Origin of the sequence: Nocardia flavorosea NBRC 108225 (assembly GCF_001613385.1) — a bacterium.
Lineage (GTDB): Bacteria > Actinomycetota > Actinomycetes > Mycobacteriales > Mycobacteriaceae > Nocardia > Nocardia flavorosea.
Genome location: NZ_BDCG01000004.1, coordinates 433,646 through 455,943, shown reverse-complemented (window position 1 = coordinate 455,943; position 22,298 = coordinate 433,646). Strand labels below are relative to the sequence as shown.

Below are 22,298 nucleotides of genomic sequence, written 5' to 3'. Positions count from 1 at the left end.
GAACCCGGTCGGGTTCGGCGCCCGACGAAGGATTTCTCCACAATGGTCGACTACGACCTGCTCATCCCCTACGGCTGGACCGAAAGCGTCGCTAAGGAATATCTGCCGTATCTCGATCCCGGTTTCACCCCCGCCCGCATCGTGCGGATGGACCGCGGCGAATGCGATGTGGTCACCCCGGACGGTCCCGCCCGTGCCACCTGCCCACGCGCCGATTCCGAGGTCAGTGGCCTGTGCACCGGCGACTGGGTGGTCCTCGATGCCCGGTCCCATGTCCGGACCCTGCTGCCGCGGCGTTCGGCGCTCGCCCGCTCGTCGGCCTCCGGGCGCTCCGAGCGCCAGGTCCTCGCCGCCAATGTCGACACCGTGCTGATCTGCACGGCCGCCGACGGCGACGTGGACCTGGCACGGATCGAACGCATGCTGGCCCTGGTCTGGGAGGGCGGCGCCCAGCCGGTCGTCGTGCTCACCAAGGCCGATGCGGCGGAAGACGTACCGCTCGACGAGGTCCGCGCGGTAGCGCCGGGCGCGGCGGTCCTGGCCGTCAGCGCGGACACCGGCGCCGGACTCGACGTGCTCACCGCAGTACTGGACGGCACCGTCGCACTGCTGGGGCCGTCCGGCGCCGGGAAGTCCACGCTGGCCAATGCCCTGCTGGGTGCGGAAGTGTTCGCCACGAATCAGGTACGCGGCACCGACAAGAAGGGCCGGCACACCACGGTGCACCGGGAACTGCGCCCGCTTCCGGGCGGCGGCACACTCATCGACACTCCAGGGCTCCGAGGCGTAGGTGTATGGGACGCCGCCGAAGGCATCGGCCGGACCTTCAGCGATATCGAAGAACTGGCCGGCGCATGCCGCTTCGACGACTGCGCACACGACCGCGAACCAGGTTGCGCAGTCCGCGAGGCGGTCGACTCCGGCATCCTCACCCCGCGCCGCCTGCACAGCTACCGCAAACTGGCCCGGGAAAACGCCTGGTTGCAGGCCCGCACCGATAAACGGCTACAGGCCGAACGCGACGAGGCCTGGCGCAGTATCACCAAACAGCAGCGCCGCATGTACCGGGAACGCGGCAAACCGCTGACCCCGGATAATCGGACACGACTACTTCGCGCGGCGGCCACAGAAACCCTCCCTGTGGCCGCCGGTCCAAGTCCGGCAGGAGCATGCAAGACCGGCTTCGAGAATTATGAAGACGCCGATCTGCGTCGATGACGACCCGGGATCGAGCCCACCCGGCCCGGTTCGTCACACCGCGAAACCTTCACCGGTAGCAAAGTTTGCGTGGTCTCAGGCAGTACCGTTTGTGGGCTGTTACCCCGCCCGGGATACTTCAGGTTCCCAACCCGAGCGGATCGGGTGGTCCGGGAGGAGAGGGTGCAGCAGTGAAATGGAAGGCGGTGTATTGCGAAGGATGGGACAGCAGCTCGCAACGCCTGGTGGGGCAACTACATCCTGACGAAGCGCAGCGCCGGGACCGCGTGGACGAGCAGTACTCGGTCGTTCTATCGGTTGGCGACACCCCGCGGATCGTGATCGATATCGCCTGGTCCCAGTACTACCTCGCGCTGTGGACACTCGACGATATGGCCCGGCGGGACACACTGACGGAGTTTCGCCGGCTTGAGCCGAACAGGCTGTTCACCATTGCCGAACATCGTTGGCTGTACCCCGCCGACCAGCGAGAAGGTGAACAAGGCGTCGAGCACAAGAGTTCAGAGTTCTCGGTCGACGGCTGGAGGACCGTTCATCAACGCTGGCCGGATGGCTCCGCCCAGCACAGCTCCGGGCAGGAGGATGTCTTCGGACAGTGGCGGGAGGCTCCAGTATTCGGCGATTGGTCGTGGGCCGTGCCCGAGCACGCCGACTCCTCACCCGTTGTGGTGATCGATGCACCGCAAGCCCACGATCCCACGACGGTACCAGCGCCATGGCGTCCGCCGACCCCGCTACAGCCACCGCCCTATCTCGATTCCCTGATGGCCGAAGGAACCGAATTCGTTCACGAAAACGACCTCTTGACCACAGAATATCGGCGACTGGGCTCGATTTCCCTGCCGTCGGGGCAGGTTGTGGCCTTTGAGCCAGCCTGGTCCGGCAATCGCGCACAACCCTTCACCGCCCAGGCGTTCCCTGGCCGATATCCCGTATTCGCGATCTCGATACTCGATGCTCGACAGACCGATGCCGAACGTAGGCAACAATATCTGGACTATCTGTCAGCTCTCGCCGATCGTTTCGGATCGTCCATCGAGAAGGTCGAAGCGGCGTTGCCCCCCAAGAGCGGGGAAGCATACATACTCCAGATATCGGAGGACGAAGTTACCGACTGGGAGCCGGCTCTCCGTCCGGGCGAGGATATTCGGGTGCTGGGCGACGGCCAGTACTACGGATTCTCTGTCGACGGTGGACAGGGTTGTTTCACCTCGCCCGAAGCCCTGCCGCTACTCGACGAAGCCGCCCAGGACTTCGGGACGTGGTCGACGCAGATGTTGGCCTGTATGTATGCGGAACCCAAGGTGGAGTTCCCGCTCGGGGAAGGGCTGGACCTGGTTCCCTATCACTGTCCGCTCGGTGACGGCAGCTACCCGACCTGGGTCGGACGTAACGAGGGGGGCGCGGTCGTCTGCTTTGTGACAGACATGCTCACCCTGGCCCTGCGGAACCGCTGAAACGACCGGACCTCGGCATCGACGTCGCGGTCTGTATGCGCTGATCACCGGCTGTCGAGGACCGGCCGTAATCCCTTCCATGCGAACAGCGCGGCGAGGAGGCCGAGAGCGCCGCAGATCGGCCAGATGCCGGCGCCGACCGTGGTCCAGGTCAGCACTCCGACCGTAGGCCCGAGTGCCTGCCCCAACCCGAATGTGGTCTGGTGGGCGGCTATGTACCGGGCCCGGACCGCGGGAGGGAATGTGGACGGGTAAGCGAACGTGGTGGGACCAAGGATCATCAGGCCGGCCACGATCACGACGGAAGCGACCACAATCGTGGCACCACCGTACCCGCCCAGCGCATATCCGGTCAGGCCGAGGCCGAGGCCGACGGCGCCGATGACGGCAGCCGTGCCCGGGTCCCAGTCTTTGACGTAGGTGGTGATCTTCAGTTCGAACAGGACCAGCACGGCCGAGCCGATCGTCAGGATCACGCTGTAGAAGGCGGTCGAGTAGCCCTGCGCGGCCATGCTCAGCGGCAGGGTGGAAAAGATCTGCACCCAGATCACCGCGGTGATCAACATCGATATCAGGAACAGCAGGAAATGGCGGTCGCGAAGTATCGCGCGAGCTCCGGAGTGCGGAACCGGCTCGGTCGCCTCCGTGCAGGCGGCCGCCGGCGTGGCGGGCAGCATCCGCGCCGCGATCACGGCGAACAATACGGCGGTGATCGCGTCGAACCAGAACAGCAGATTCCAGTCGACGAGAATGAGGACTCCCGCAATGAGCGGGCTGACCGCCGCCCCGATATTGAAAGCGATCCGCTGCATGGAAAACGCCATGACGCGATGCTCGGCCGGCATGAGCTCACTGAGCATCACCGCGGCCGCGGGTCGGTAGGACGGACCGGCGAACCCGGCCAGAGCGATCACTCCGAGCAGCGGTGGCAACCTGCCGGTGGTGCTTACTACGGGAATCACCGCCAGAATTCCCGCCGACGCGATCATGCCGGTGACAATCGTGGTTCGGGGGCCGAGCCGGTGGGTGAACTCACCCCAGGCCATGGTGCCGGCGACGGCACCCGCGCTGTATACGGTCAGCGCAATGCCGGCCTGACTCAGGGAGTAGCCGTGCTGCGCGAGATACAGCACGAGAAACCCCTGCACGAAGGCACCGAGCTGGTTGACCATCGAACCGGAGAGCAGATACCGAACCGGGGCGGGAGTGCTTCGGAGCGTGGCGAAAACACCGATGCGTTCGGGCGCCTTCGGAGGCGAGCTCATCGAGTTCACCTCGGGCATGTCACTCCTGTGGATGTTGCCACATCGTGGTTCAGCTCGTCGCTGCGGCGACCAATGCCGCGCAGGAGTCCAGGACTTCGCGACCGACAGCAGAGAGCTGCGCGTGGTCGAGAACCACCTGGTGGGTTTCGGCGAACTTCGCGTTCATGAGATCGAAAGTGGCCGTGAGGGTTGGCGGGTCGTAGTGTGCATGCATCCGGTCCAGAACGTGGACGACTCGGCTGAGCACGAATGCGGCATGGTAGATACCCGACATCGGGCGCGGATCGGGACGCAGCGGCGATGTGAAACGATCGGCCGGATCGTTCAGGACGAGCGGGTCGACGATCATCGCCGCATTCAGTGCGATATGGGACGCCTCGTGCACGATGCGTTCGACGAAACACGTCGTTGGATCGGCGATCTCGGTGGGGCTGATGGGTGGGGACAGATGCATGAGGCCGAAACTGCGCGGCGAAGATACGGCACGCAGGGCACCGCCCTCGAAGAGCCGGATTTCGGCAACAAGCTCATGGATCTCGCCATACATGTCCAGGTCCGATATACGGATCAAGTCCAGCGCCTGGTTCACCGTGTCGGCGTACTCGTCGAATCGGTCGGGCGGGAGCGGAAGCATCTCGCCGAACCGGTCACCCGCCTCGCGCGGACCCAGCGGGCTGTAGAGGTATCGCGCCGTTTCGAAATCGCATTCGTCCCATTGCAACGGCGATAATTCGAATCTATCCGCGTACAGCTCGTCGCGATCGCGGTGGATTCGCAGCCTGGACAGGCCGATGGCGACTTGCGTAACGTCCTGATCGCGTACTCCGGAGGAGATCTGCCGGTGCAGGCTGAATATCACCGGCGCGATACGTCGGTCGAAATCGAGCGCATCGGCGGCCGACCGGGCTGCCGCAGACTGCTTGGGAAGTACCGTGGCGGCGGCATCGGTAGCCGCTTGCAGGCTATCCCGCAGTTGCGTATTCACTGTGGTTCGCAGCAGTCGAGCCCGGGCGGGATCCGGCTGGGCGCCGAATATCCCGTACCCGGACTCTACTGCCGCAGCAGTACTGGTCACTACGCGGTGTGATCCTCTGCGACGCCCCAGACGCCGAACTGCGCAGCATTCTGGATCGAATCGAGCGGTGACGTAGGCAGATTGTTGAACGAAGCACCCATGACATCCTCCAAATGGTTGGCCTTTGAACGGAACTCGATCGTCCTACGCGAGGGCGGGAGACGCACGGGGTCCTCATCACGTTTTACCGTTTGTTGAGCAACGGAGTCGGTGGCGGGCGGGCCTCGAGTGCGCATTCACCACCAGGTGATCTCAAGTGTAAGTAAATTCGGTTCTTCGAGGTGTACGGACGAGCGAGAACAGGTCGCTACTCGAAATTCTCTGGTATTTCGAACCCGAAATCGCCACGGCACTATGCATTACGGGAAATACGGTGGCAGCAACCCAGCGGAAGTATTGCGAGGCATTCATGCGGCCGGTTCTCGGAGGTATTGCGGCTGCCGCAATGCGGTCGCGATCTGGCCGATCGGCGCATGCAACCGGACGACGGTGCCGCTCGACGATCCGGTTGCCGCGGTACAGCTTGCCGCGCCCACCTGGCAGCCGTACGGGGAGCATGGTGCCGAGTGCGGTTCGTTACAGGTACCACTGGACTGGGGCGCCACCGACGGCGACCGGATCGCCCTCGCCCACCGTCTGGCCGCGGATCCGGGCCAGCGGATCGGTGCCCTGTTCTTCAATCCGGGTGGACCGGGCAGCTCGGCCGTGTCGGTGGTCCGGAACGGAGCTCCCCGGACCTGTTCCCCGCTGAACTGCTGAGCCGGTTCGACATCATCGGCGCGGATCCGCGCGGCGTCGGCGAAAGCCGCCCGGCGATCAGCTGTCCGGCGCCGCCGCTGGATCCGGAGGTCACCGAATTTCCAAGCGGCAGGACGGGATTCGATGCGCTTGGCGCCCACAACCGAACCGTTGATGCGGCCTGTCGACGCGCTACCGGCCCGTTACTAAGCATGTCGACACCGTCAGTGCGGCACAGGCTCTGGAAGCGGTCCGGCGGGCACTCGATATCGGTGCAATGAATTGACCCGGTTTCTCCTACGGAACGATGCTCGGCGCCACGTATGCACACTTGTATCCCGAGAATCTCCGGGCGATGGTGCGCGATGGACTACTGGATCACGATCTGCCGGCGCGCCGGCTGGCAGCCGATCAGGTCCACAGCTCGGAGGAGGTATTCGGTGGCTTTGCCGAGTGGTGCCGGTACGACACCACCTGCGCACTCCACGATCGTGATGTCCGAGCCGTCTACGGAGGGCTGCTCGATCGAGTGGAACAGCATCCGATCCCGGCCACCGACGACGCCGATGGGTTCACGGCCACCGAGATCGGTATGGGCGCCTATCAATTGGTGGTTTTCCGGGAGAATTGGCCGGACCTGGCACAGGCGATCGAGGCTGCCGATAGGGGTGATGCCGTGGAGTTCGCGAAGTCGCCCTTCACCAGTCCTGCACAGGCGGCGTATCGGGCCATCACCTGTCTCGGCTATCCAACCGACGTCCGGGGTTACCCCGACCTGGACCCCCGGATCGACACCGCCGTGCGCGCCGCGCCGACCACGCGCGGCCATGTGGAGGCATGGGATGTGCAGATCGGCTGTTTCGGCTTGCCGATCCCGGGCACGAACCCACCCGGTCCGACTCCAGTGGAAGGCACGCCGCCCGTCTTGATAGTCGCGGGAGAACACGACCCGCAACCCGTACCGATGGGGTGAGAGCATGGCCCGGCAGATCCCGGAGCACAGTTGGTGAGCTGGGACGGATACTGCGATATCGGCTATACCCCTGATCCACGGATCCAGCGGCAGGAGATCGACTACCTGTCGAATCCACCCGCACCGCGGTAGTACGGCGTCCACGGGTGTGTTCGATATGTCCCCGTCGAACCGACCACCTGGCGAGGGCGCGTCACCGCACCACGTGGTCGAGTCTGCCCAGGGGCGACACAATCCACCGGCTGCGGCAGGGACGGGCTCACCGGATGCGCATGATGCCGGTGATGGTGCCCTGCCACAGTTCGCCGTCGGTCGTTGTCAGACCGGCCATCTGCAAGGTGTCGGCGATGATGGTGGCCGACATCGGTTGTTTCGCGGTCACCGCACCGGTGGCCGGATCGATGACGCCGTAGGCGTAGCCGTCCAGCGGGGTGGTCAGGCCTAGGCCGAGCCGGAGGACGGTGTAGATATTGCCGTCCGCGGCAGACAGTTTCGGCACCGCGGCGCTGCGGACATCGTTTTCCCAGACGGTGTGGCAGCCCTGGTCGTCGATATCGACACGCGTCATTCCCCCGGAGAACGGCGCGATGGCGGGTTCGGCGAGGCCCGCGTCGCCGGGGACCGTCGGGTACGGGTAGCCGTAGGTGCTCGCCACGAACACCGAGCGGCCGATACCGATGGGCGAATTCTCGCTGCCGGGGCCGCCTTCGGTGAGCACCGGCTGGTTGCAGACGAGTTCGCCGGTGCCGGCGCGGTAGATCAGCAGATGGACCTGGTCGTCGGCATTGTCGACGATCGTGAGGTATTCGGTGCCGTCACCGGGCCCGAAGTAGGTGGGTGTCGAGCCGGTGCCCCAGCTGAGCTGGCCCGGTTTCCGGGCCGGGCCGCGATCGTAGGAGGCGCGCCACTTCACTGTCGGCGCGCCGGATCCGCCCGCCGCGAATTCGTACAGGGCATGGGTGGTTGCGACGGCCACGCCGTCGGGTGACGCCGAGATACTGTTGGCCACTCGCTCACCGGCCGGCAACTGATGGGTGGTCACCGCACCGTTGCGCCCGACCTTGCCGACCAGTCCCGCGCCGGTGGCGAACCAGACGTTGCCCGACCAATCCGGGACGAGGCCGGTGACTGCGTCGCCCTCCGGTATCGCCGCGGTCAGGTCGGTGTTCTCGGCTACCGTCAGTCCCCATTTACCCGAGGCGTCGCGATTGTGCGCAATCCGCAGCAGCCGCCGCTCCCCGTCGACCACCACCAAACGGTTCTCGTTGTCGAGGTAGGCGTACACGCCGCCCAGCAGGCTGCCCTTGGTGAGACTCATTTTCGCGGCGGGTGGGCCGATAGGCCCTTTCGCGGGATCGAACAGGTAGACGGTCGGGGCTCGGTCGATGATCGCCGTGCACAGCGCGACGATCATCCCGTCCGACCCTTGCAGAATCGTGGGGCAGGCCGCCGCCATCGGGTCACCGGCGGGCGCCACCCGGTCCGTACCCGGTCCGGCGAGTGGGGTGACGTCCGAGGAGCCGGCGTCACCGTGCATGGTCGCGGTGCCGAGCGGGCCGAGATATGGATTCGCCGGACCCAGTGGACCCCAGCTCGGTGTGGCACTCGACGGCACCGCGGTCAGTGCGAGCGCGGCGGCGAGCACCGGCAGCGCTCGCACGATGGAACGAGCTGTACGCATGGCGGAATATTAATGAAACCCGTTCTAGTTCGGGCGGAATCGAGTCATCTCGTTCCCGCCCGGACAGAAGGGGGCCGACGCACCGGCGGACCGCTACTCGGGGACGTCGAGCACGCCCTCGTCGACGGCCCATTTGATGGTTTTCTGCAACCGTTCGCAGGTGTCCGGGCGCCCCGGACCGCGCCCTTTGGCGCTGATCTCGGCGAAGACCGGGCACTGGGACGCCGGATCGCCGGTCCACTGCACGGAGGTCTGCCGGGAACTGCTCTTCCGAACCAGTACCTCGGTATGGCAGGCCTGACACCGCAGCGGTGTCAGGCCTTCCTCCAGGTATCGTTCCCGGTCCACGACCGTCTGGGCCCGCACCGCGTCCCGCCGCGCGGGCTGGTCGGCGAAGTCGGGTGCTTTCGCCCAGCTGGGCATGTCAGACTCCCGCCTCCGCTTGGTCCGCGGCAGCCTCTTCTTCGCGCTTACGCCGCAGATTCTCCTCGACCTCGGCTTCCCAGGCCTCGTTCGCCTTGGTCGTATCGACCTCGAACTCGAAGCGCTGGGTCATCTTCTCGGTCACATCCGCGGCGTCGACGTAGAACTGCTCGTACCAGCGACGCAGCTGATAGACCGGCCCGTCCTCTTCGCAGAGCAGCGGGTTCTCGACCTTGGACTTGTGCTTCCAGATCTCCACGTCCTGCAGGAAGCCGTCGCCGAAGAAATCGGCCATGGTCATCGCCAGTTTCTGCGCGGTGTCGTCGTCGAGCCCCTTGGGCTTCTCGACGGTCAGACCCCACTGCAGCATGAACGAATCCTGCGAGACCGGGTAGTGGCAGTTGATCAGGTTGACCGTGATCTCGTAGCCACCGTAGCTGTTGACCAGCGGGTTGATCATGTAGGACGGCCCGAAGTACGAGGCCTCCGATTTCAGGAGCTGATCACCGGCGTATTTGGCGCCCATTCCGATGTCGGGACGCCCCTTGGTCTCCAGGAACTGAGTGGCGACATGCCCCTCGAAAACGTTCTTGAAGTAGGTGGGGAAGGCGTAGTGGATATAGAAGAAGTGGGCCATATCCACCACGTTGTCGATGATCTCGCGGCAGTTCGCGCCCTCGATCAGCAACGAGTTCCAGGTCCACTGCGTCCAGCCGCTGTCGAGTTCCTCCTTCGGGTTCCCGTCCGCATCGGTGTAGGGGCCCTCGATGTAGGGGATGGTGACCTCGGGCGGCGGTTCGTTGCCTTCGTGGTCGTGCCAGACGAAGAGCTGGCCGTTACGTTCCAGGGTGGTCCAGCGCCGCGTCCGGGCCAGCGGCGGAACCCGCCGGGCGTAGGGAATGGACGTGCATTTGCCGTTCGCGCCCCACCGCCAGTCGTGGAACGGGCAGGCGATATCGTTGCCCTTGACCTCGCCCATACTCAGATCTCCGCCCATATGGCGGCAGAACGCGTCGAGTACATGCAAGTCGCCGGCGCTGTCGGCCCAGATCACCAGTTTGGTGCCGAATGCTTGCACCGAATGCGGTTTGCCGTCCCGGAAATTCTGCGCCAGGCCCAGGCAATGCCATCCGCGCGCGTACCGGGTGGGGGTCGAACCGACGTCGAGCTCCCGCACCTTCGCACCACCGCTTGCCGGGGTTACTGCCATCGCGATTCCTCCTCCTGCTGTACTAGAACACGTTACAAAACTGGCGCCTGGAACGCCAGCTTATTCGCATGACATCCAGCACAAGTCCCATATCGGCAGCACACCAACACCGGTTCTCGACATGAACAAGAACCTGTTCTAGTCTCAGAGATAAATTCTGCGCTGAGCAGATAACTACCGGTTAGCAAAACAACCAGGCAGGAGCAGGGCCGGAGATGACGCGAGAAGTGACCGAACGGGTCGAAGCGCTATTGCCCACGCTGCGCGCCCGCGCACAGGAAGCCGAAGACCTTCGGCAGATTCCCGACGAATCCATCAAGGACCTGCAGGAAGCCGGTTTCTTCCGGCTGTTGCAGCCCAAGCAGTGGGGCGGACTGGCGGCCGACCCGGTCGTCTTCTACGACACGGTCCGCAAGATCGCCAGCGCCTGCGGTTCCACCGGCTGGGTGGCCGGGATCATCGGCGTGCACAACTGGCATCTGGCCCTCTTCGGCCAGGAAGCCCAGGAAGAGGTGTGGGGCGAGAACACCGATGTGCGGATCTCCTCCTCCTACGCGCCGATGGGTGCGGGCACCGTGGTCGACGGCGGCTACCAGGTCAGCGGGTCCTGGGCCTGGTCGTCGGGCTCGGGCCACGCCGACTGGACCTTCGTCGGCGGGCCGGTGATCAAGAACGGCAAGCCGGTCGATTTCGGCAGCTTCCTGATCCCGCGCTCGGAATACGAGATCGACGATGTCTGGAACGTGGTCGGGCTGCGCGGCACCGGGTCCAACACTCTCGTGGTGAAGGACGTCTTCGTGCCCACGCACCGGTTCCTGAGCTACAAGACCATGAACGACCTGACGTCGCCGGGCCTGGAGCGCAACACCGATCCGGTCTACAAAATGCCGTGGGGCACCATCCACCCCACCACCATCTCCGCGCCGATCGTCGGTATGGCCTACGGCGCCTACGAAGCGCATGTAGAGCACCAGGGCAAGCGTGTCCGCGCGGCCTACGCCGGTGAGAAGGCCAAGGAGGATCCGTTCACCAAAGTGCGGATCGCCGAGGCGTCCAGTGATATCGACGCCGCATGGCGTCAGCTGTCGGGCAATGTCGCCGACGAATACGCGCTGCTGCTCGAAGGTAAGGAAATCCCGTTCGACCTGCGGGTGCGCGCCCGCCGCGACCAGGTCCGCGCGACCGGCCGGGCCATCGCCTCGATCGACAAACTGTTCGAGAGCTCCGGCGCCACCGCACTGGTCAACGGCACCCCGCTGCAGCGGTTCTGGCGCGACGCGCACGCCGGCCGGGTGCACGCCTCCAACGATCCGGAGCGCGCCTACCTCATGTACGGCACCCACGAGTTCGGTCTGCCGGTTTCGGACGGGATGGTGTGATGACCTCGACCGCCGAACTCACCTACGAGTCCACCTCGAAGTCCGCGCAGGTCCGGCCGGATCTGAAACTGCACTATCACGAGGCCGGTGTCGGCAACGGCCCCACCATCGTGCTGCTGCACGGCGGCGGTCCGGGTGCTTCGTCGTGGTCGAACTTCTCCCGCAACATCCCGGTGCTGGCCCGCGATTTCCATGTGATCGCCGTGGACCAGCCCGGATACGGGCAGTCCGACAAGCCCACCGAGCATCCGCAGTACTTCGTGCACAGCGCGTCGGCGCTGAAGGATCTGCTGGATACCCTGGAGATCACCGAACGCGTTCATCTGCTGGGCAATTCGCTCGGCGGCGGCGCGGCGGTACGGTTCGCGCTCGACTACCCCGACCGGGCCGGGAAACTGATCCTGATGGGGCCTGGTGGCCTGAGCACGAACCTGTTCGCGGCCGACCCCACCGAGGGCGTCAAACTGCTCGGCAAGTTCAATATGGAACCGTCCCGGGAAAACCTCGAAGCGTTCCTGCGGATCATGGTGTTCGATCAGTCCCTGGTCACCGACGAACTGATCGAGGAGCGATTCGCCTCGGCGAGCACGCCCGAGGCGCTGGCCGCCACACGCGCCATGGGTAAATCCTTCGCGAGCGCGGATTTCGAGAAGGGCATGCTCTGGCGCGACGCCTACAAGCTGCGTCAACCGGTTCTGCTCATCTGGGGCCGGGAAGACCGGGTGAATCCGCTCGACGGCGCGCTGGTCGCGCTCAAGAACATCCCGCGCGCACAGCTGCATGTCTTCGGCGGCTGCGGGCATTGGGCCCAACTCGAGAAATTCGCCGAATTCAACCGGCTCGCCACCGATTTCCTGCTCGGCGTCAGGGAGAAATGACGATGAGTATCAAGGCACTCGGCTATATGCGGATCGAAGCCACCGATATGGCGGCTTGGCGCGAGTACGGGCTGAAAGTGCTGGGCATGATGGAAGGCTCCGGCGCGAATCCCGATGCGCTCTATCTGCGCATGGACGATTTCGCCGCTCGTCTGGTGATCGTGCCCGGCGACAAGGACCGGTTGCTGGTCTCCGGCTGGGAGGTCACCGACGGGCCCGCGCTGCAGCGGCTCCGGGAAACCCTCGAAAAGGAAGGCATCGCCTACACCGAGGGCACCAAGGAGGAACTGGACGAGCGCCGCGTCGAGGGCATGATCCGGTTCCAGGATCCCTCCGACAACACCCTCGAGGCGTTCTACGGTGCGCAGTACCTCGGCCGCCGGTTCGTCAGCCCCTACGGCCACAAGTTCGTCACCGCGGAGCAGGGCCTCGGACACGTCGTCCTGACCTGCACCGACGATGCGGCCGCACAGGCGTTCTACCAGGATGTCCTCGGTTTCCGGCTGCGCGATTCCATGCGGCTGCCACCGCAGATGGTGGGTCGCCCGGAGGACGGGGATCCGGCGTGGCTCCGGTTCTACGGCTGCAACCCGCGCCATCATGCGCTGGCGTTCCTGCCGCTGCCCAACCCGACCGGCATCGTGCACCTCATGGTCGAGGTGGAGAACTCCGACGATGTCGGTCTCTGCCTGGATCGCGCGCAGCGCAAGAAGGTGAAGATGTCGGCGACCCTGGGCCGGCATATCAACGACAAGATGCTGTCGTTCTATATGAAGACCCCCGGCGGATTCGATATCGAATTCGGCTGTGAAGGACTGGAAGTCGACGATCACAGCTGGATCGCCCGCGAATCCACCGCGGTGAGCCTGTGGGGACACGACTTCTCCGTGGGATTCAAGTGATCTACGGCCGGCCCGGGTGCGATACTCGCCCCGGGCCGGCCGCAATCCGGCGGTCCGCCCGCCGGCAGCTTTCGTGAACCAGCAAGGACGGTATGAACGTGACGGCATCAGCGGATCCGGCGGACGGCGCCCCCGAGGCAGCCGAGCCCACCATCGACCCCCGGCAGTTCCGCAATACCATCGGGCAGTTCTGCACCGGGATCACGGTGATCACCACCTTCACCGACGACAACACCCCGGTCGGATTCGCCTGCCAGTCCTTCGCGTCGCTCTCCCTCGATCCGCCGCTGGTTCTGTTCTGCCCGACCAAAGGCTCTCGTTCCTGGGCCGCGATCGAGGCCAACGGCCGGTTCTGCGCCAACGTCCTGGCCGAGGAACAGCAGCCGGTCTGCGCCCGATTCGGTTCTCGCGAACCGGATAAGTTCGCCGGAACCGATTGGCACACGTCCGAACTCGGTCTCCCCCGGCTCGACAACTCGCTGGCCACCATCGAATGCGCGGTGGACCGCGTGGTGGACGGCGGCGATCACTACGTCGTGATCGGCCGGGTCCTGGCCATGACGGAAACCGCCGCGACGAAGAACGGCCGCCCACTGCTGTTCTACCGCGGCCAGTACACCGCCATCGAACCGGATAAGACCACCCCGGCCCCCTGGCGAGCAGACCTCGACGATTTCCTCACCACCACCACCCTCGACACCTGGCTCTGAAGCCCCGGCTCTCTTTCCGAGTAGACAGCCCTTCACCGGAATACAGCCAGCCACGCGGGTCGGGCAGCGGTGGCGCAACAGTCGCGGCAGCTCGTCGACGTGCGGCTCGACATCGCACGTCCGGTTTCGGGGTCAGACCGGCACGGGAGCGAAGCTCGCCCCGGCCCGCTCGATCACCTCGTCGAGCACCTCACGCGATCGGACGAGGTCGGCGATCATCCGGTTGATCCGATCACGTTCCACTTCCAGCTCGCCGACCAGATCGGGCGTCGCCGATTCGTTCGCGCCGCCGTCGGTATCGCGCAGGCAGGGCAGGATCTGCACGATCTTCTTACTGCACAGGCCGGCCGCAAACAGTTCCTGGATGTGGATCACGCGATCCACCGCTCGTTCCGGGTAGTCGCGATGCCCGCCCGGCGTGCGATCCGCTGTCAGCAGTCGCTGCTCCTCGCCAACCCTGACCTGGTCCGGCGTCTGCGTATCGGCGCACCCCTCAACGAGGTACGCGCGGCACATTTGATGTACGTGGGCGGCCCGGAGGGTTACACCGACTACCCGGCCCGCCGGAAGCCGCGACATAGGTCTCACCGTGGTCGACGAGCGATAGTCAGGGCGCCGGACTACCGGTCCGAGTCGGCGGCGACGACCGGTTGCCGGAGGATCGTGCGCTGTTTCTCCGGCGCGACCCGGCGGAAATCACTGAGATAGATCTCGTGATGATTACCGGTCATTCGCAGTCCGTTGTCCGGGATGAACTCGTGATGCATACGGGCGAGCAAGGCAGCCTCGTCGTCGAAGGAGCCGATATGCAAGGTCTGTACACAAGCCCCCTCGGACAACGACTCCAGCCGCACATCGTCGAGGCGTACCGGACGGTTCTTCGCGCCTGCCTGCTCCACGGCAGCGGTGAACATATCCGCGTCCGTCCAGTCCGGAACCATGATCATCAGCGTCCAATTCCACCGTGACTTGTCCCGCGCCGCCGTGAAGGAATCCATATCGTCGGCCCACCACAGACCCTCCAGCGGCATCACGACGTAATCGCGGCCGAGGTCGCGTTTACTGGCGAACTTCAGCTTGTAGGCCACCGGATAGAGCGCTTCGACCGCTTCGGTGAACACCGGCGAGGTGTTGGGGTCGCCGTGACCGTCGATCATGAGGTACTGCAACCCGGGAACGTCCACGATCCGGAAACGGTCCCGTTTCGCCTGGTAGGCGTCGAGGGTCTTCTTGAAGTCGATCTTCTCGGTCATCGCTCGACCCCGGATCCGGCCCGTGGATAGCGGTCGCTGTCCAGCGGATGCCCCGGCTCGCGGTCGGGTACCAGTTCGTAGTAGGTGACGTCCGGATCCGGGCGCGCGGGTACGGTTTCTGCGGCTTCCGTCACAACACCAAGGTAGCGGTCCTTCAGGCCAGTTCTCGTCCTGAATCGGGCGGCCGAGAACACCACGGGCGTCATGTATCATGTATACATGACCACACGCCAAGTAAGTGTATCGCTTACGCCGACCACCCTGAATCGGCTCGAACGGCTGCGTCACAAGATGCACCGATCCCGGTCCGAGATCATCGCTGAGGCTGTCGAGGAATACGTCAAGCGCCAGGAGTGCCCACCACCACTGCCGACGTTCGATATGGAACCGATGAGCCGTGCGGAGCAGAAGCAAGCCATGGTCGAATCCATGGAGCGGCGAGCCGGCAAGCGATGATCATCGTCGCAGACACGTCGGCCCTCATGGCGGTATTCGCGCGCCGCGACCCCGACCATGAGCGGTGTGCGGAATTCTTCAACGCCGCCGGCCGAGACTTCATCTACTCCCCACTGGTCATGACCGAGCTCGACCACTTGATCCGCGCCCGCACCAAGAACTTCTCCATCGCGCAGGCCGCACTCCGAGCGCTGGTCGACAGAGTGACCAAGTCGTACGACGAGTTTGCTCCCCTCGGCCTGGACGACTTCACCCAAGCCGCAGATATCCGGGACAAGTACGCAGATATGGAACTCGATCTCGCCGACGCCCTCGGCGTAGTTCTCGCCGCGCGGTACGACACAAACCGAATCTTCACCCTGGACGACAGCGACTTCCGTCGCTTATCGCCACTGGACAGGCACAACTACTTCGAGATCTTGCCAACCGACGACTCCCCCTGAAACCACATCCCGAAACCACCCGGGCAGCTATCTACTAACCGCGAATTTCGATCAGTCCGAAGCCCCTGCCGCCCCCTTTTCTGCTCCAACGCCGCCGCGACCGCTTCGTACTCCGCCAGGGCCGCCGTCAGGTCTTCGGCGATCTCGCGTGCAATGATCTCGGGGGCAGGAGGCTTAGCGGTGTCCGCCTAGGACTTGTCGGTCGAGTGGCGGCGAGCGAGCTCATCGAGACGCCGGTGGCGTAGCCCGTACGGTGGCAGACTTTCCGAGAAGCAACTGTCCTACCGGCACGTGAGCAGTGTGGCGCGCATCCAGCCGAGGGTGTGGTGAATACCGGTGTGTAGTGCAGTGGTGGGAAACCAGCCGAGCTGGGCACGCGTGCGGGTGAGGTTCGGCGGGCGAGTCGCGGTGGCGGTTCGGGCGGGGGCGAATTCGACCCAGCCGCGTCCGGCCAGTTCGCATGCGGTACGGCCGAAATCGGCGATCGACGCTGGCGGTCCCGCGATATCTATCGGGCCGGGTATATCGGAGTCGAGGATGGCGGACAGGCATTCGATCGCGTCGGCGATGTAGACGAAAGCGCGGGTGCCGGGGTCGGTGAGGTGGATTGTCTGGTCACGTAGTGCGGCGGCACAGAGGTGGGCGGTGATGCGGCCGTCGCCGGGCCGGAGCTGCGGGCCGTAGACCTCGAAGGGCCGCACGATTGCGGTGTGGGTGTCGCGGTAATTGCGGGTTGCTGTCTCGATGAGCAGGTTCGCGGCCTCGTGTACCGAGGGCGTCTCGGATTCTCCGATGCCGGCCGGTGCGATGCGATGCGGACTGCACCCGGTGACGAGGACGATGCGGGCATGGTGCGCGGCGGCGACATCGAGGGCGGCGAGTGTGCCGGTGACGGCGGCGCGGAGCGTGGCGGCCGATGCGCGGGCGGCCGCGGCCGGGCTGCCGGGGCCGGCGAGATGGGCAATATGGGTGACGGTACCCAGGTCGGCGAATGTACCGATATCGGCGGTGTCGGCGATACGCAATGCGAAGCGCGGACGATCGGTGAGATCGGCGACGGCAGCGATCCGGCCGGTACTGAGATTGTCGATGGCGGTGACCCGGTCGCCGCGATCGAGCAGGGCGCGGCACAGGTGCGAGCCGAGGAAACCCGCGCCGCCGGTGACGACGACATGGTTCATGACCAGGCTTTCTGCCGGTAGGCACGACGGGAGGAATCGGGGACGAGGCAGCCGTGGGCAACGAGCGTGGCGTAGGCGGCGCGTCTGCGGGGACAGTCGTGGGTGCGGTGGCGGCGCATGGCGCTGTGGGCGTCGTCGAGATCGAGCGGCACCCCCGGAAGCTCACAGGTCCAGGCGATGGGCTTGGGGATCGCGCCGATGATCGGCCGGTGCGGGCGATGGGGTCGTTGGTGAAGTCGTTCGAGGGATCGCGATGGATCAGTGGGCCAGGCGCAACCGAGAACGGTGGCCGCGATACTGGACAGGATCACGGTCAGGGCAATCGAGTGCAGGACGTTCCAGATGCTCATAACGCGGCGGCTCCTTTCGCGGCCGGTGGGACGCTGGGTGTCCACACCAGGTGCGGGCATACGGTTTCGAGCTGGTAGCCGAGGTCGCAGAACAGGTGCGGCTGGTTGTCGACGTGGGCGAGGTCGAACGCGATGATCACCTCGGCGCCGAGTTCGGTGGCGCGGGCGCGGATATGGGTCAGCGGGTTCGGTTTTCCCGGCGGCGGCACGACAGTGGAGAGGTAGTGGTACCCGGATTCGCGGGCATACCGCTGGATCTCGCGACCATGACGGGGTGCGTGGTGAGCCGATATCTCCGACCGCACGAACCCGAGAGCGGGTGATCCCGCCCGAGCGGGCGGCCTGTGGACAGGTGTGGACAGCATTGTTCCTCCCGGAACGGGTAATGGAAGAAAGACGAATCGGCATGCGGCAACGAGCCGCGAACCGGCCCCTGGCCGCCAACCACGGTGCGACGGTGCGGGTTCGGAATCGGGCCGGCCGGTCACCAGCTCATCCGAACGGCTGACCCCAGGAGAACACGAGATATACGCTGGTCCAAGCCGAATCGGGTATCTCGAACCACATTGGCGCTCAGCCCCAGAGTGTGATTCGAACCCGATTCGGAATCGATTCGATTTCGGGGTATCAAATGATTCGTTTTCGGTTCGGATGGAGGGACCGGTATGACCAGTGACGAGGGGGCCGACCCATCGACCCTGCCCAGACGGCAGCTGGGTCGATTCCTGCGCGAACACCGCGAGGCGATCGGGCTGAGCCTGGCGAAAGCCGCCGCGCTGGCGGAATTGAGTCAGGCAGCGCTACAACGCATCGAAACCGCGCGCACCAAGAAGATCCGCGCGATCGACGTGCGCGCGCTGTGTGAGCTCTACGAGGTGGCCGGGGACGAGACGCTGCGCGCGCTCGACCTGGCGGAACAGGCGAAGGTGACGTCGTGGTACACGGCGTTTGCCGGGCTCTACAGCGATCCGACGTTCAACATGTACGTCGAACTCGAGACCATCGCACAAAGGATGGTGGTCTATAACGAGATCGTGCCCGGCCTTCTGCAGACCCGGGACTACGCGCGGGCATTGATCCACTCCTTCTACAAGGATCACGACAGCGACGATCTAGACCGCCGACTGGACCTCAGGATCAGGCGACAGACCATACTGACGCGTCGCACCGCACCGGTAGAACTAGACGTTCTCTTGCACGAATCAGCGCTTCATCGTCGGATCGGGTCATCCCAGATAATGGCTACACAGCTGCACCACCTGGCAGAACTGAGCAAACGGCCGAACGTCAGCCTGCGGATACACCCTTTTTCGGGCGGGTGCGCCCATGGCTTGTTACACGGTGCGTTCATGATCCTGGACTTCGGACACGACCCCAAAGGAATCCCGGCAGAACCGCCGTTGGTGTACTTCGAGGGCGCTGGAAAGCCCGACCTGTACCTAGAAAGTCCCGATGATGTCCGCCGCTACACTGAAATCGCTTCGGAAGTTCGACAAGCAGCTCTCGACGAAGCTCGATCACGCGAGCTGCTCAGGCAGGCAGCAAGGAGTTACCCGGCATGAGTTTCGAAACCTCCGAGGTTGGCTGGTTCAAGAGCAGCCACAGCAGCGGTCAGACCGAATGTGTCGAGGCGGCATGGTTGCGGGACGGCAGGATCGGTGTACGCGACTCGAAGAACCCGGCGAGTGGTGAACTGGACTTCGCTCCCGAGGTGTGGGCGGCGTTCACGGCGGGGGTCCGGCAAACAGGTTCTTCCGTCTGACCTGTTTTCACAGGCATTTTGGTGGCGGGACGACACCGCCCCGCCCGCCACAAACCCCGAACTCGACACGCACCTTAGGCCCCCTCGATTAGGACCACCGCGAATACCACGAACCCTGACCAGCACCGGCTGGGGTACGCCGTATCGGTTCGATTGACACCGACCGGCGTGCCGGTAGTGTTGACCGGGCCATTGTCGGATGAGTTCGGGGGATATCGTGGCCGATCCAGATTCGGCAGCACTGCAAGTCGTTCCGGATCATGTTCTGGATGCGGGCAAGTTCGTTCAGCTCACTGCAGACCAACTCGTGAACGCATTGCATTCGCTGGACACCGACATCGACGCTGTACTCGGAGTCTGGAAAGGCCACTCCGCCAACGCTTACCGCGCGGGCTGGGACAAAACCAAACAGGGCGCGGTCGAGGTCCTGGAAGCCCTGTCGACCATCGCTGAGCTACTGGGAGTAACTACAGCGACGTTCGTCGAACAAGACGACAGCAACGCCGGCAGCTACCCGTCGCTGAACCTATAGCCACCCTGGGGAACCCGTCATGCCCGAAGATTCACAGGCCTTCCAGGTCGATCTCGACCAACTCGACAATCTCACCGCCCGCGCCGGAAACTTCGTTGGGTTCCTCAACGACAGCCTCACCAGCCTCCAGCAACGCATGGACGCCCTCCAGCACACCTGGACCGGCGACGCCGCCCGCGCCCAAGCCGACGCCTACCGACAGTGGTCCACCGGCGCCACCGACGTCCGCGAAGGTGTCGACGCCATGCGACAGGCCGCAGTCGATGCCCACACCCGCTACACGACCGCCATCGACACCGTCACGCGCATCCTCGGGAACCGCTGACGGTCGATGAACTTCATCAACGTCGATCCGGCGACCTACTACGAGGCCGCCAAAATCGTCAATCAGGCCGCGTCCGCGTTCTTCACCACCTACGCCCAGCAGTTGAAGGGTCTGGAATCCACGAACGAGATGGCCGGCAGCGCCGGCCCCGGCAAGGACTGGGCCATCTCCTACGACCAGCAGGCCCGCGACACAAACAACCTGGTCACTGCACTGACCATGCTCGCCGACCGCTACACCACAGCCCTCAACCAGATCGGCCACATCTACGCCCTCGGCGACCACGACCCCACCACCGGCACCCCGCCCCCAGCCAAACCACCCAACCCACCATTGGCGTTCTCATCCTGCCCGGTCCCACCCCCCTCCGCCGGCGGACCCGGCAGCGGCCTGGTCGACGACGGCCTCGACCTCGCCAGGAAAATCGGAATCGACCTCCCAGTCCCGGACGGCAACACCGACAAACTCCACACCGCCGCCACCGTCTGGAAAGCCCTCGCCCACGCCCCCGAGATCACCAACTTCCCGGCCGAACTCGAACGCGCCGCGGCACTGTTCCAGACCGTTACCGCTCCCGACGTCGACACGATCGACGACGACCTACGGTCCATGAAAACCGCCGCCGAAGACCTCATCGCGATCTTCACCGACCTCGCCAACGAGTGTGCACACCAAGAAGGCGCGCACGACAAGATGAGGGTCGACCTCCAAGACGTCCTCGGCTGGTTCGCCGAAGAACTCCGCGACTACGCCCTGGTCACCGCCGCCTTCGCCGTCGCCGCATCGTTCCTCAGCTTCGGCGTCGGCGGCGCCGCCGTCACCGCCGTCCGCGCTGGTAAAGCCGTCGACCTCGTCAACGACACCATCGCCAAACTCCGCCACATCGTCACCGTCGCCGGCCTCCGCAAAGCCGTTGCCCTCTCCCGCAACACCACCGACACCCGCACCAAACTCGAACGCATCCACGACGCCATCGAAACCGCCGAAGATACCGTCGAAGCCAGCGCATCCGAACCTGGACTCGCCCAAAAGCTGGCAACAGCACAGGTCTGGAAGAATGGAAACCTTCCGGTAGTCAACGGACCACCAAACGGATACATCGTAAAAAGGGATGCAAACGGGAACATTACGAACTACTCCTACTATGACGAAGATGGAGTCGCGACCAGTCGCGTCGACCTTACCGGTAAGCCACATTTGGATAAGCAGACCGGCCAATACATTCCGGTACCGCACGTCGTGGAGGTGCAGAAAAATGTGAACCCCAAGACTGGCGAGATATTTGCAAGAACGCTAAGCGACACAGTACGCCCTGCGCTACCTCAGGAGATCCCGTGACCGATTCGGACAAAAATGCGTCTGACCTGGAGGCCGCTCTGCTCCGTTCCAGGAGCACTGACGGGATGACCCGAAATCGTGCGATTACCGAACTAGCCGAGTACATCCAGGATGAAAGAGCCGTCGCTCGTCTACACGAGATGTTGGACGATGAGGTCGTCACAATGCAGGTTGATGCAGCCGATGTACTAGCCCGACAAGGCGGTATCGGCGGACTCTTTCTCGTACTGGATGAGATCGGAAGACGACGAGAGGATCCCGATGCAGACTATATGGCGAACCGACTCTACGAATTGGATGCGAGCGGCGAGGTGGAGATACTAGCGACGGTAGAACCAATAAGTAGTCAGCTTTCAGAAAATGGGATCATCGGTTTTCGTCAATTGAAGACATTACGTGGCCAAGGCTAGCCCCGAACACAAAGGGTACCGCCAAGCACACAGACACACCCTGCTTGATTTCGTACGGTTCCGAAAGAATGGTGAGAATGATGATTACGGCATCGGGCAGCTCAATGGAGTTGACTCAACTGGCTCCCTAAAGGTTCATGCGGCACAGGCAACCCACACCTGCATGCTCCGAGTTCATTTCGAATCGGGCTTGTCCGTCGAAGCTATCCCCGATCCAGACCACGAAGCCTGGAATTTGTTCGGCGCGAAGAGATTCCGAGTCGTGTGCATGCCCGGTGGAGAATTGGGGATTTGAACACCCGCTGAATCGTGGAAGTCACGACATTCGACGAATCCAGC

The 22,298-nt window shown here is 64.3% G+C and carries 27 protein-coding genes and 1 pseudogene; 17 read left to right on the top strand and 11 right to left on the bottom strand.

Going from position 1 to position 22,298, the window contains the following annotated elements:
• The first annotated feature begins 42 nt into the window (after positions 1 to 42).
• Positions 43 to 1,218 (top strand): ribosome small subunit-dependent GTPase A, encoded by a 1,176-nt coding sequence (gene rsgA / locus NFL01S_RS05945; RefSeq protein WP_084492431.1) that lies wholly within the window; start codon positions 43 to 45, stop codon positions 1,216 to 1,218.
• Between the two features lie 170 nt (positions 1,219 to 1,388).
• On the top strand, positions 1,389 to 2,675 hold the full coding sequence (locus NFL01S_RS05940; protein ID WP_062972198.1) for a DUF4241 domain-containing protein: 1,287 nt from the start codon (positions 1,389 to 1,391) through the stop codon (positions 2,673 to 2,675).
• Between the two features lie 44 nt (positions 2,676 to 2,719).
• Here the strand turns inward: NFL01S_RS05940 and NFL01S_RS05935 are convergent, their stop codons facing one another.
• Positions 2,720 to 3,940: an MFS transporter gene (locus NFL01S_RS05935; RefSeq protein ID WP_062972491.1), complete on the bottom strand. Its 1,221-nt coding sequence runs from the start codon at positions 3,938 to 3,940 to the stop codon at positions 2,720 to 2,722.
• 49 nt (positions 3,941 to 3,989) lie between these two features.
• On the bottom strand, positions 3,990 to 5,015 hold the full coding sequence (locus NFL01S_RS05930) for an aKG-HExxH-type peptide beta-hydroxylase (protein WP_062972196.1): 1,026 nt from the start codon (positions 5,013 to 5,015) through the stop codon (positions 3,990 to 3,992).
• Between the two features lie 489 nt (positions 5,016 to 5,504).
• On the opposite strand from NFL01S_RS05930, the gene NFL01S_RS36750 reads away from it, so the two are divergent.
• Positions 5,505 to 5,774: a hypothetical protein gene (locus NFL01S_RS36750; protein ID WP_245670546.1), complete on the top strand. Its 270-nt coding sequence runs from the start codon at positions 5,505 to 5,507 to the stop codon at positions 5,772 to 5,774.
• 280 nt (positions 5,775 to 6,054) lie between these two features.
• Positions 6,055 to 6,726: pseudogene (locus tag NFL01S_RS05920) on the top strand (hypothetical protein); the annotation flags it as partial.
• A gap of 259 nt (positions 6,727 to 6,985) precedes the next feature.
• Here the strand turns inward: NFL01S_RS05920 and NFL01S_RS05915 are convergent.
• The 3 genes from NFL01S_RS05915 to NFL01S_RS05905 all read right to left on the bottom strand — a co-directional run bounded on the left by NFL01S_RS05915 (position 6,986) and on the right by NFL01S_RS05905 (position 10,040).
• Positions 6,986 to 8,407, bottom strand: coding sequence for an NHL repeat-containing protein (locus tag NFL01S_RS05915; protein ID WP_062972190.1), 1,422 nt, complete (start codon positions 8,405 to 8,407; stop codon positions 6,986 to 6,988).
• A 93-nt stretch (positions 8,408 to 8,500) separates the two neighbouring features.
• A complete protein-coding gene (locus NFL01S_RS05910) occupies positions 8,501 to 8,830 on the bottom strand; it encodes a hypothetical protein (protein WP_062972188.1) in 330 nt (109 codons plus the stop codon).
• 1 nt (position 8,831) lies between these two features.
• A complete protein-coding gene (locus NFL01S_RS05905; RefSeq protein WP_062972186.1) occupies positions 8,832 to 10,040 on the bottom strand; it encodes a 3-ketosteroid-9-alpha-monooxygenase, oxygenase component in 1,209 nt (402 codons plus the stop codon).
• Positions 10,041 to 10,255: 215 nt separating this feature from the next.
• Between NFL01S_RS05905 and hsaA the strand changes: the two genes are divergently transcribed.
• The 4 genes from hsaA (at position 10,256) to hsaB (ending at position 13,909) form a co-directional block, all read left to right on the top strand.
• Positions 10,256 to 11,419 (top strand): 3-hydroxy-9,10-secoandrosta-1,3,5(10)-triene-9,17-dione monooxygenase oxygenase subunit, encoded by a 1,164-nt coding sequence (hsaA, locus tag NFL01S_RS05900; RefSeq protein WP_062972184.1) that lies wholly within the window; start codon positions 10,256 to 10,258, stop codon positions 11,417 to 11,419.
• Positions 11,419 to 12,297 (top strand): 4,5:9,10-diseco-3-hydroxy-5,9,17-trioxoandrosta-1(10),2-diene-4-oate hydrolase, encoded by an 879-nt coding sequence (hsaD, locus tag NFL01S_RS05895; RefSeq protein WP_062972182.1) that lies wholly within the window; start codon positions 11,419 to 11,421, stop codon positions 12,295 to 12,297. Before hsaA ends, hsaD begins: the two co-directional genes overlap by 1 nt.
• Before the next feature lie 2 nt (positions 12,298 to 12,299).
• On the top strand, positions 12,300 to 13,199 hold the full coding sequence (gene hsaC, locus NFL01S_RS05890; RefSeq protein ID WP_062972180.1) for an iron-dependent extradiol dioxygenase HsaC: 900 nt from the start codon (positions 12,300 to 12,302) through the stop codon (positions 13,197 to 13,199).
• A 92-nt stretch (positions 13,200 to 13,291) separates the two neighbouring features.
• Entirely contained in the window at positions 13,292 to 13,909 is a 618-nt protein-coding gene (gene hsaB, locus NFL01S_RS05885; RefSeq protein ID WP_062972178.1) for a 3-hydroxy-9,10-secoandrosta-1,3,5(10)-triene-9,17-dione monooxygenase reductase subunit, read from the top strand.
• 132 nt (positions 13,910 to 14,041) lie between these two features.
• On the opposite strand, the gene NFL01S_RS05880 is transcribed toward hsaB, so the two are convergent.
• From NFL01S_RS05880 to NFL01S_RS35210, 3 genes are all read right to left on the bottom strand, one after another.
• On the bottom strand, positions 14,042 to 14,425 hold the full coding sequence (locus NFL01S_RS05880; protein WP_062972176.1) for a MerR family transcriptional regulator: 384 nt from the start codon (positions 14,423 to 14,425) through the stop codon (positions 14,042 to 14,044).
• A gap of 104 nt (positions 14,426 to 14,529) precedes the next feature.
• Complete coding sequence (locus tag NFL01S_RS05875; protein WP_062972174.1) at positions 14,530 to 15,162, bottom strand: GyrI-like domain-containing protein; 633 nt, start codon at positions 15,160 to 15,162, stop codon at positions 14,530 to 14,532.
• Entirely contained in the window at positions 15,159 to 15,296 is a 138-nt protein-coding gene (locus tag NFL01S_RS35210; RefSeq protein WP_157116259.1) for a hypothetical protein, read from the bottom strand. Before NFL01S_RS35210 ends, NFL01S_RS05875 begins: the two co-directional genes overlap by 4 nt.
• A gap of 85 nt (positions 15,297 to 15,381) precedes the next feature.
• Between NFL01S_RS35210 and NFL01S_RS34165 the strand changes: the two genes are divergently transcribed.
• Together NFL01S_RS34165 and NFL01S_RS05870 are read left to right on the top strand one after the other, a co-directional pair.
• Entirely contained in the window at positions 15,382 to 15,618 is a 237-nt protein-coding gene (locus tag NFL01S_RS34165) for a CopG family ribbon-helix-helix protein (RefSeq protein ID WP_168433877.1), read from the top strand.
• Entirely contained in the window at positions 15,615 to 16,061 is a 447-nt protein-coding gene (locus tag NFL01S_RS05870; protein ID WP_062972172.1) for a PIN domain-containing protein, read from the top strand. Before NFL01S_RS34165 ends, NFL01S_RS05870 begins: the two co-directional genes overlap by 4 nt.
• Before the next feature lie 281 nt (positions 16,062 to 16,342).
• Here NFL01S_RS05870 and NFL01S_RS05865 read toward each other — a convergent pair whose 3' ends face one another.
• Genes NFL01S_RS05865 through NFL01S_RS35205 form a run of 3 tightly spaced genes read right to left on the bottom strand, consistent with a single transcriptional unit; the run spans position 16,343 to position 17,897 of the window.
• Positions 16,343 to 17,242 carry an NAD-dependent epimerase/dehydratase family protein gene (locus NFL01S_RS05865; protein ID WP_062972170.1) on the bottom strand — a complete coding sequence of 300 codons (900 nt, stop codon included), beginning with the start codon at positions 17,240 to 17,242 and terminating at the stop codon, positions 16,343 to 16,345.
• Positions 17,239 to 17,592, bottom strand: coding sequence for a hypothetical protein (locus NFL01S_RS05860; RefSeq protein ID WP_062972168.1), 354 nt, complete (start codon positions 17,590 to 17,592; stop codon positions 17,239 to 17,241). The genes NFL01S_RS05865 and NFL01S_RS05860 overlap by 4 nt, the downstream gene beginning before the upstream one ends.
• Complete coding sequence (locus NFL01S_RS35205) at positions 17,589 to 17,897, bottom strand: hypothetical protein (RefSeq protein ID WP_157116257.1); 309 nt, start codon at positions 17,895 to 17,897, stop codon at positions 17,589 to 17,591. Before NFL01S_RS35205 ends, NFL01S_RS05860 begins: the two co-directional genes overlap by 4 nt.
• 360 nt (positions 17,898 to 18,257) lie before the next feature.
• On the opposite strand from NFL01S_RS35205, the gene NFL01S_RS05850 reads away from it, so the two are divergent.
• From NFL01S_RS05850 to NFL01S_RS37550, 7 genes are all read left to right on the top strand, one after another.
• Positions 18,258 to 19,154 carry a helix-turn-helix domain-containing protein gene (locus tag NFL01S_RS05850; protein WP_062972164.1) on the top strand — a complete coding sequence of 299 codons (897 nt, stop codon included), beginning with the start codon at positions 18,258 to 18,260 and terminating at the stop codon, positions 19,152 to 19,154.
• On the top strand, positions 19,151 to 19,354 hold the full coding sequence (locus NFL01S_RS05845; RefSeq protein WP_062972162.1) for a DUF397 domain-containing protein: 204 nt from the start codon (positions 19,151 to 19,153) through the stop codon (positions 19,352 to 19,354). The genes NFL01S_RS05850 and NFL01S_RS05845 overlap by 4 nt, the downstream gene beginning before the upstream one ends.
• A 199-nt stretch (positions 19,355 to 19,553) precedes the next feature.
• The gene (locus tag NFL01S_RS05840) at positions 19,554 to 19,886 is read left to right on the top strand and encodes a WXG100 family type VII secretion target (protein WP_062972159.1); all 333 of its coding nucleotides are present in this window, start codon (positions 19,554 to 19,556) and stop codon (positions 19,884 to 19,886) included.
• 19 nt (positions 19,887 to 19,905) lie between these two features.
• Positions 19,906 to 20,211: a WXG100 family type VII secretion target gene (locus NFL01S_RS05835; protein ID WP_062972156.1), complete on the top strand. Its 306-nt coding sequence runs from the start codon at positions 19,906 to 19,908 to the stop codon at positions 20,209 to 20,211.
• 6 nt (positions 20,212 to 20,217) lie between these two features.
• Entirely contained in the window at positions 20,218 to 21,549 is a 1,332-nt protein-coding gene (locus NFL01S_RS05830; protein ID WP_062972153.1) for a polymorphic toxin type 24 domain-containing protein, read from the top strand.
• The gene (locus NFL01S_RS35200; protein WP_157116256.1) at positions 21,546 to 21,959 is read left to right on the top strand and encodes a hypothetical protein; all 414 of its coding nucleotides are present in this window, start codon (positions 21,546 to 21,548) and stop codon (positions 21,957 to 21,959) included. The genes NFL01S_RS05830 and NFL01S_RS35200 overlap by 4 nt, the downstream gene beginning before the upstream one ends.
• Positions 21,946 to 22,254, top strand: coding sequence for a DUF6188 family protein (locus NFL01S_RS37550; protein WP_371851775.1), 309 nt, complete (start codon positions 21,946 to 21,948; stop codon positions 22,252 to 22,254). Before NFL01S_RS35200 ends, NFL01S_RS37550 begins: the two co-directional genes overlap by 14 nt.
• Positions 22,255 to 22,298: the final 44 nt, after the last annotated feature.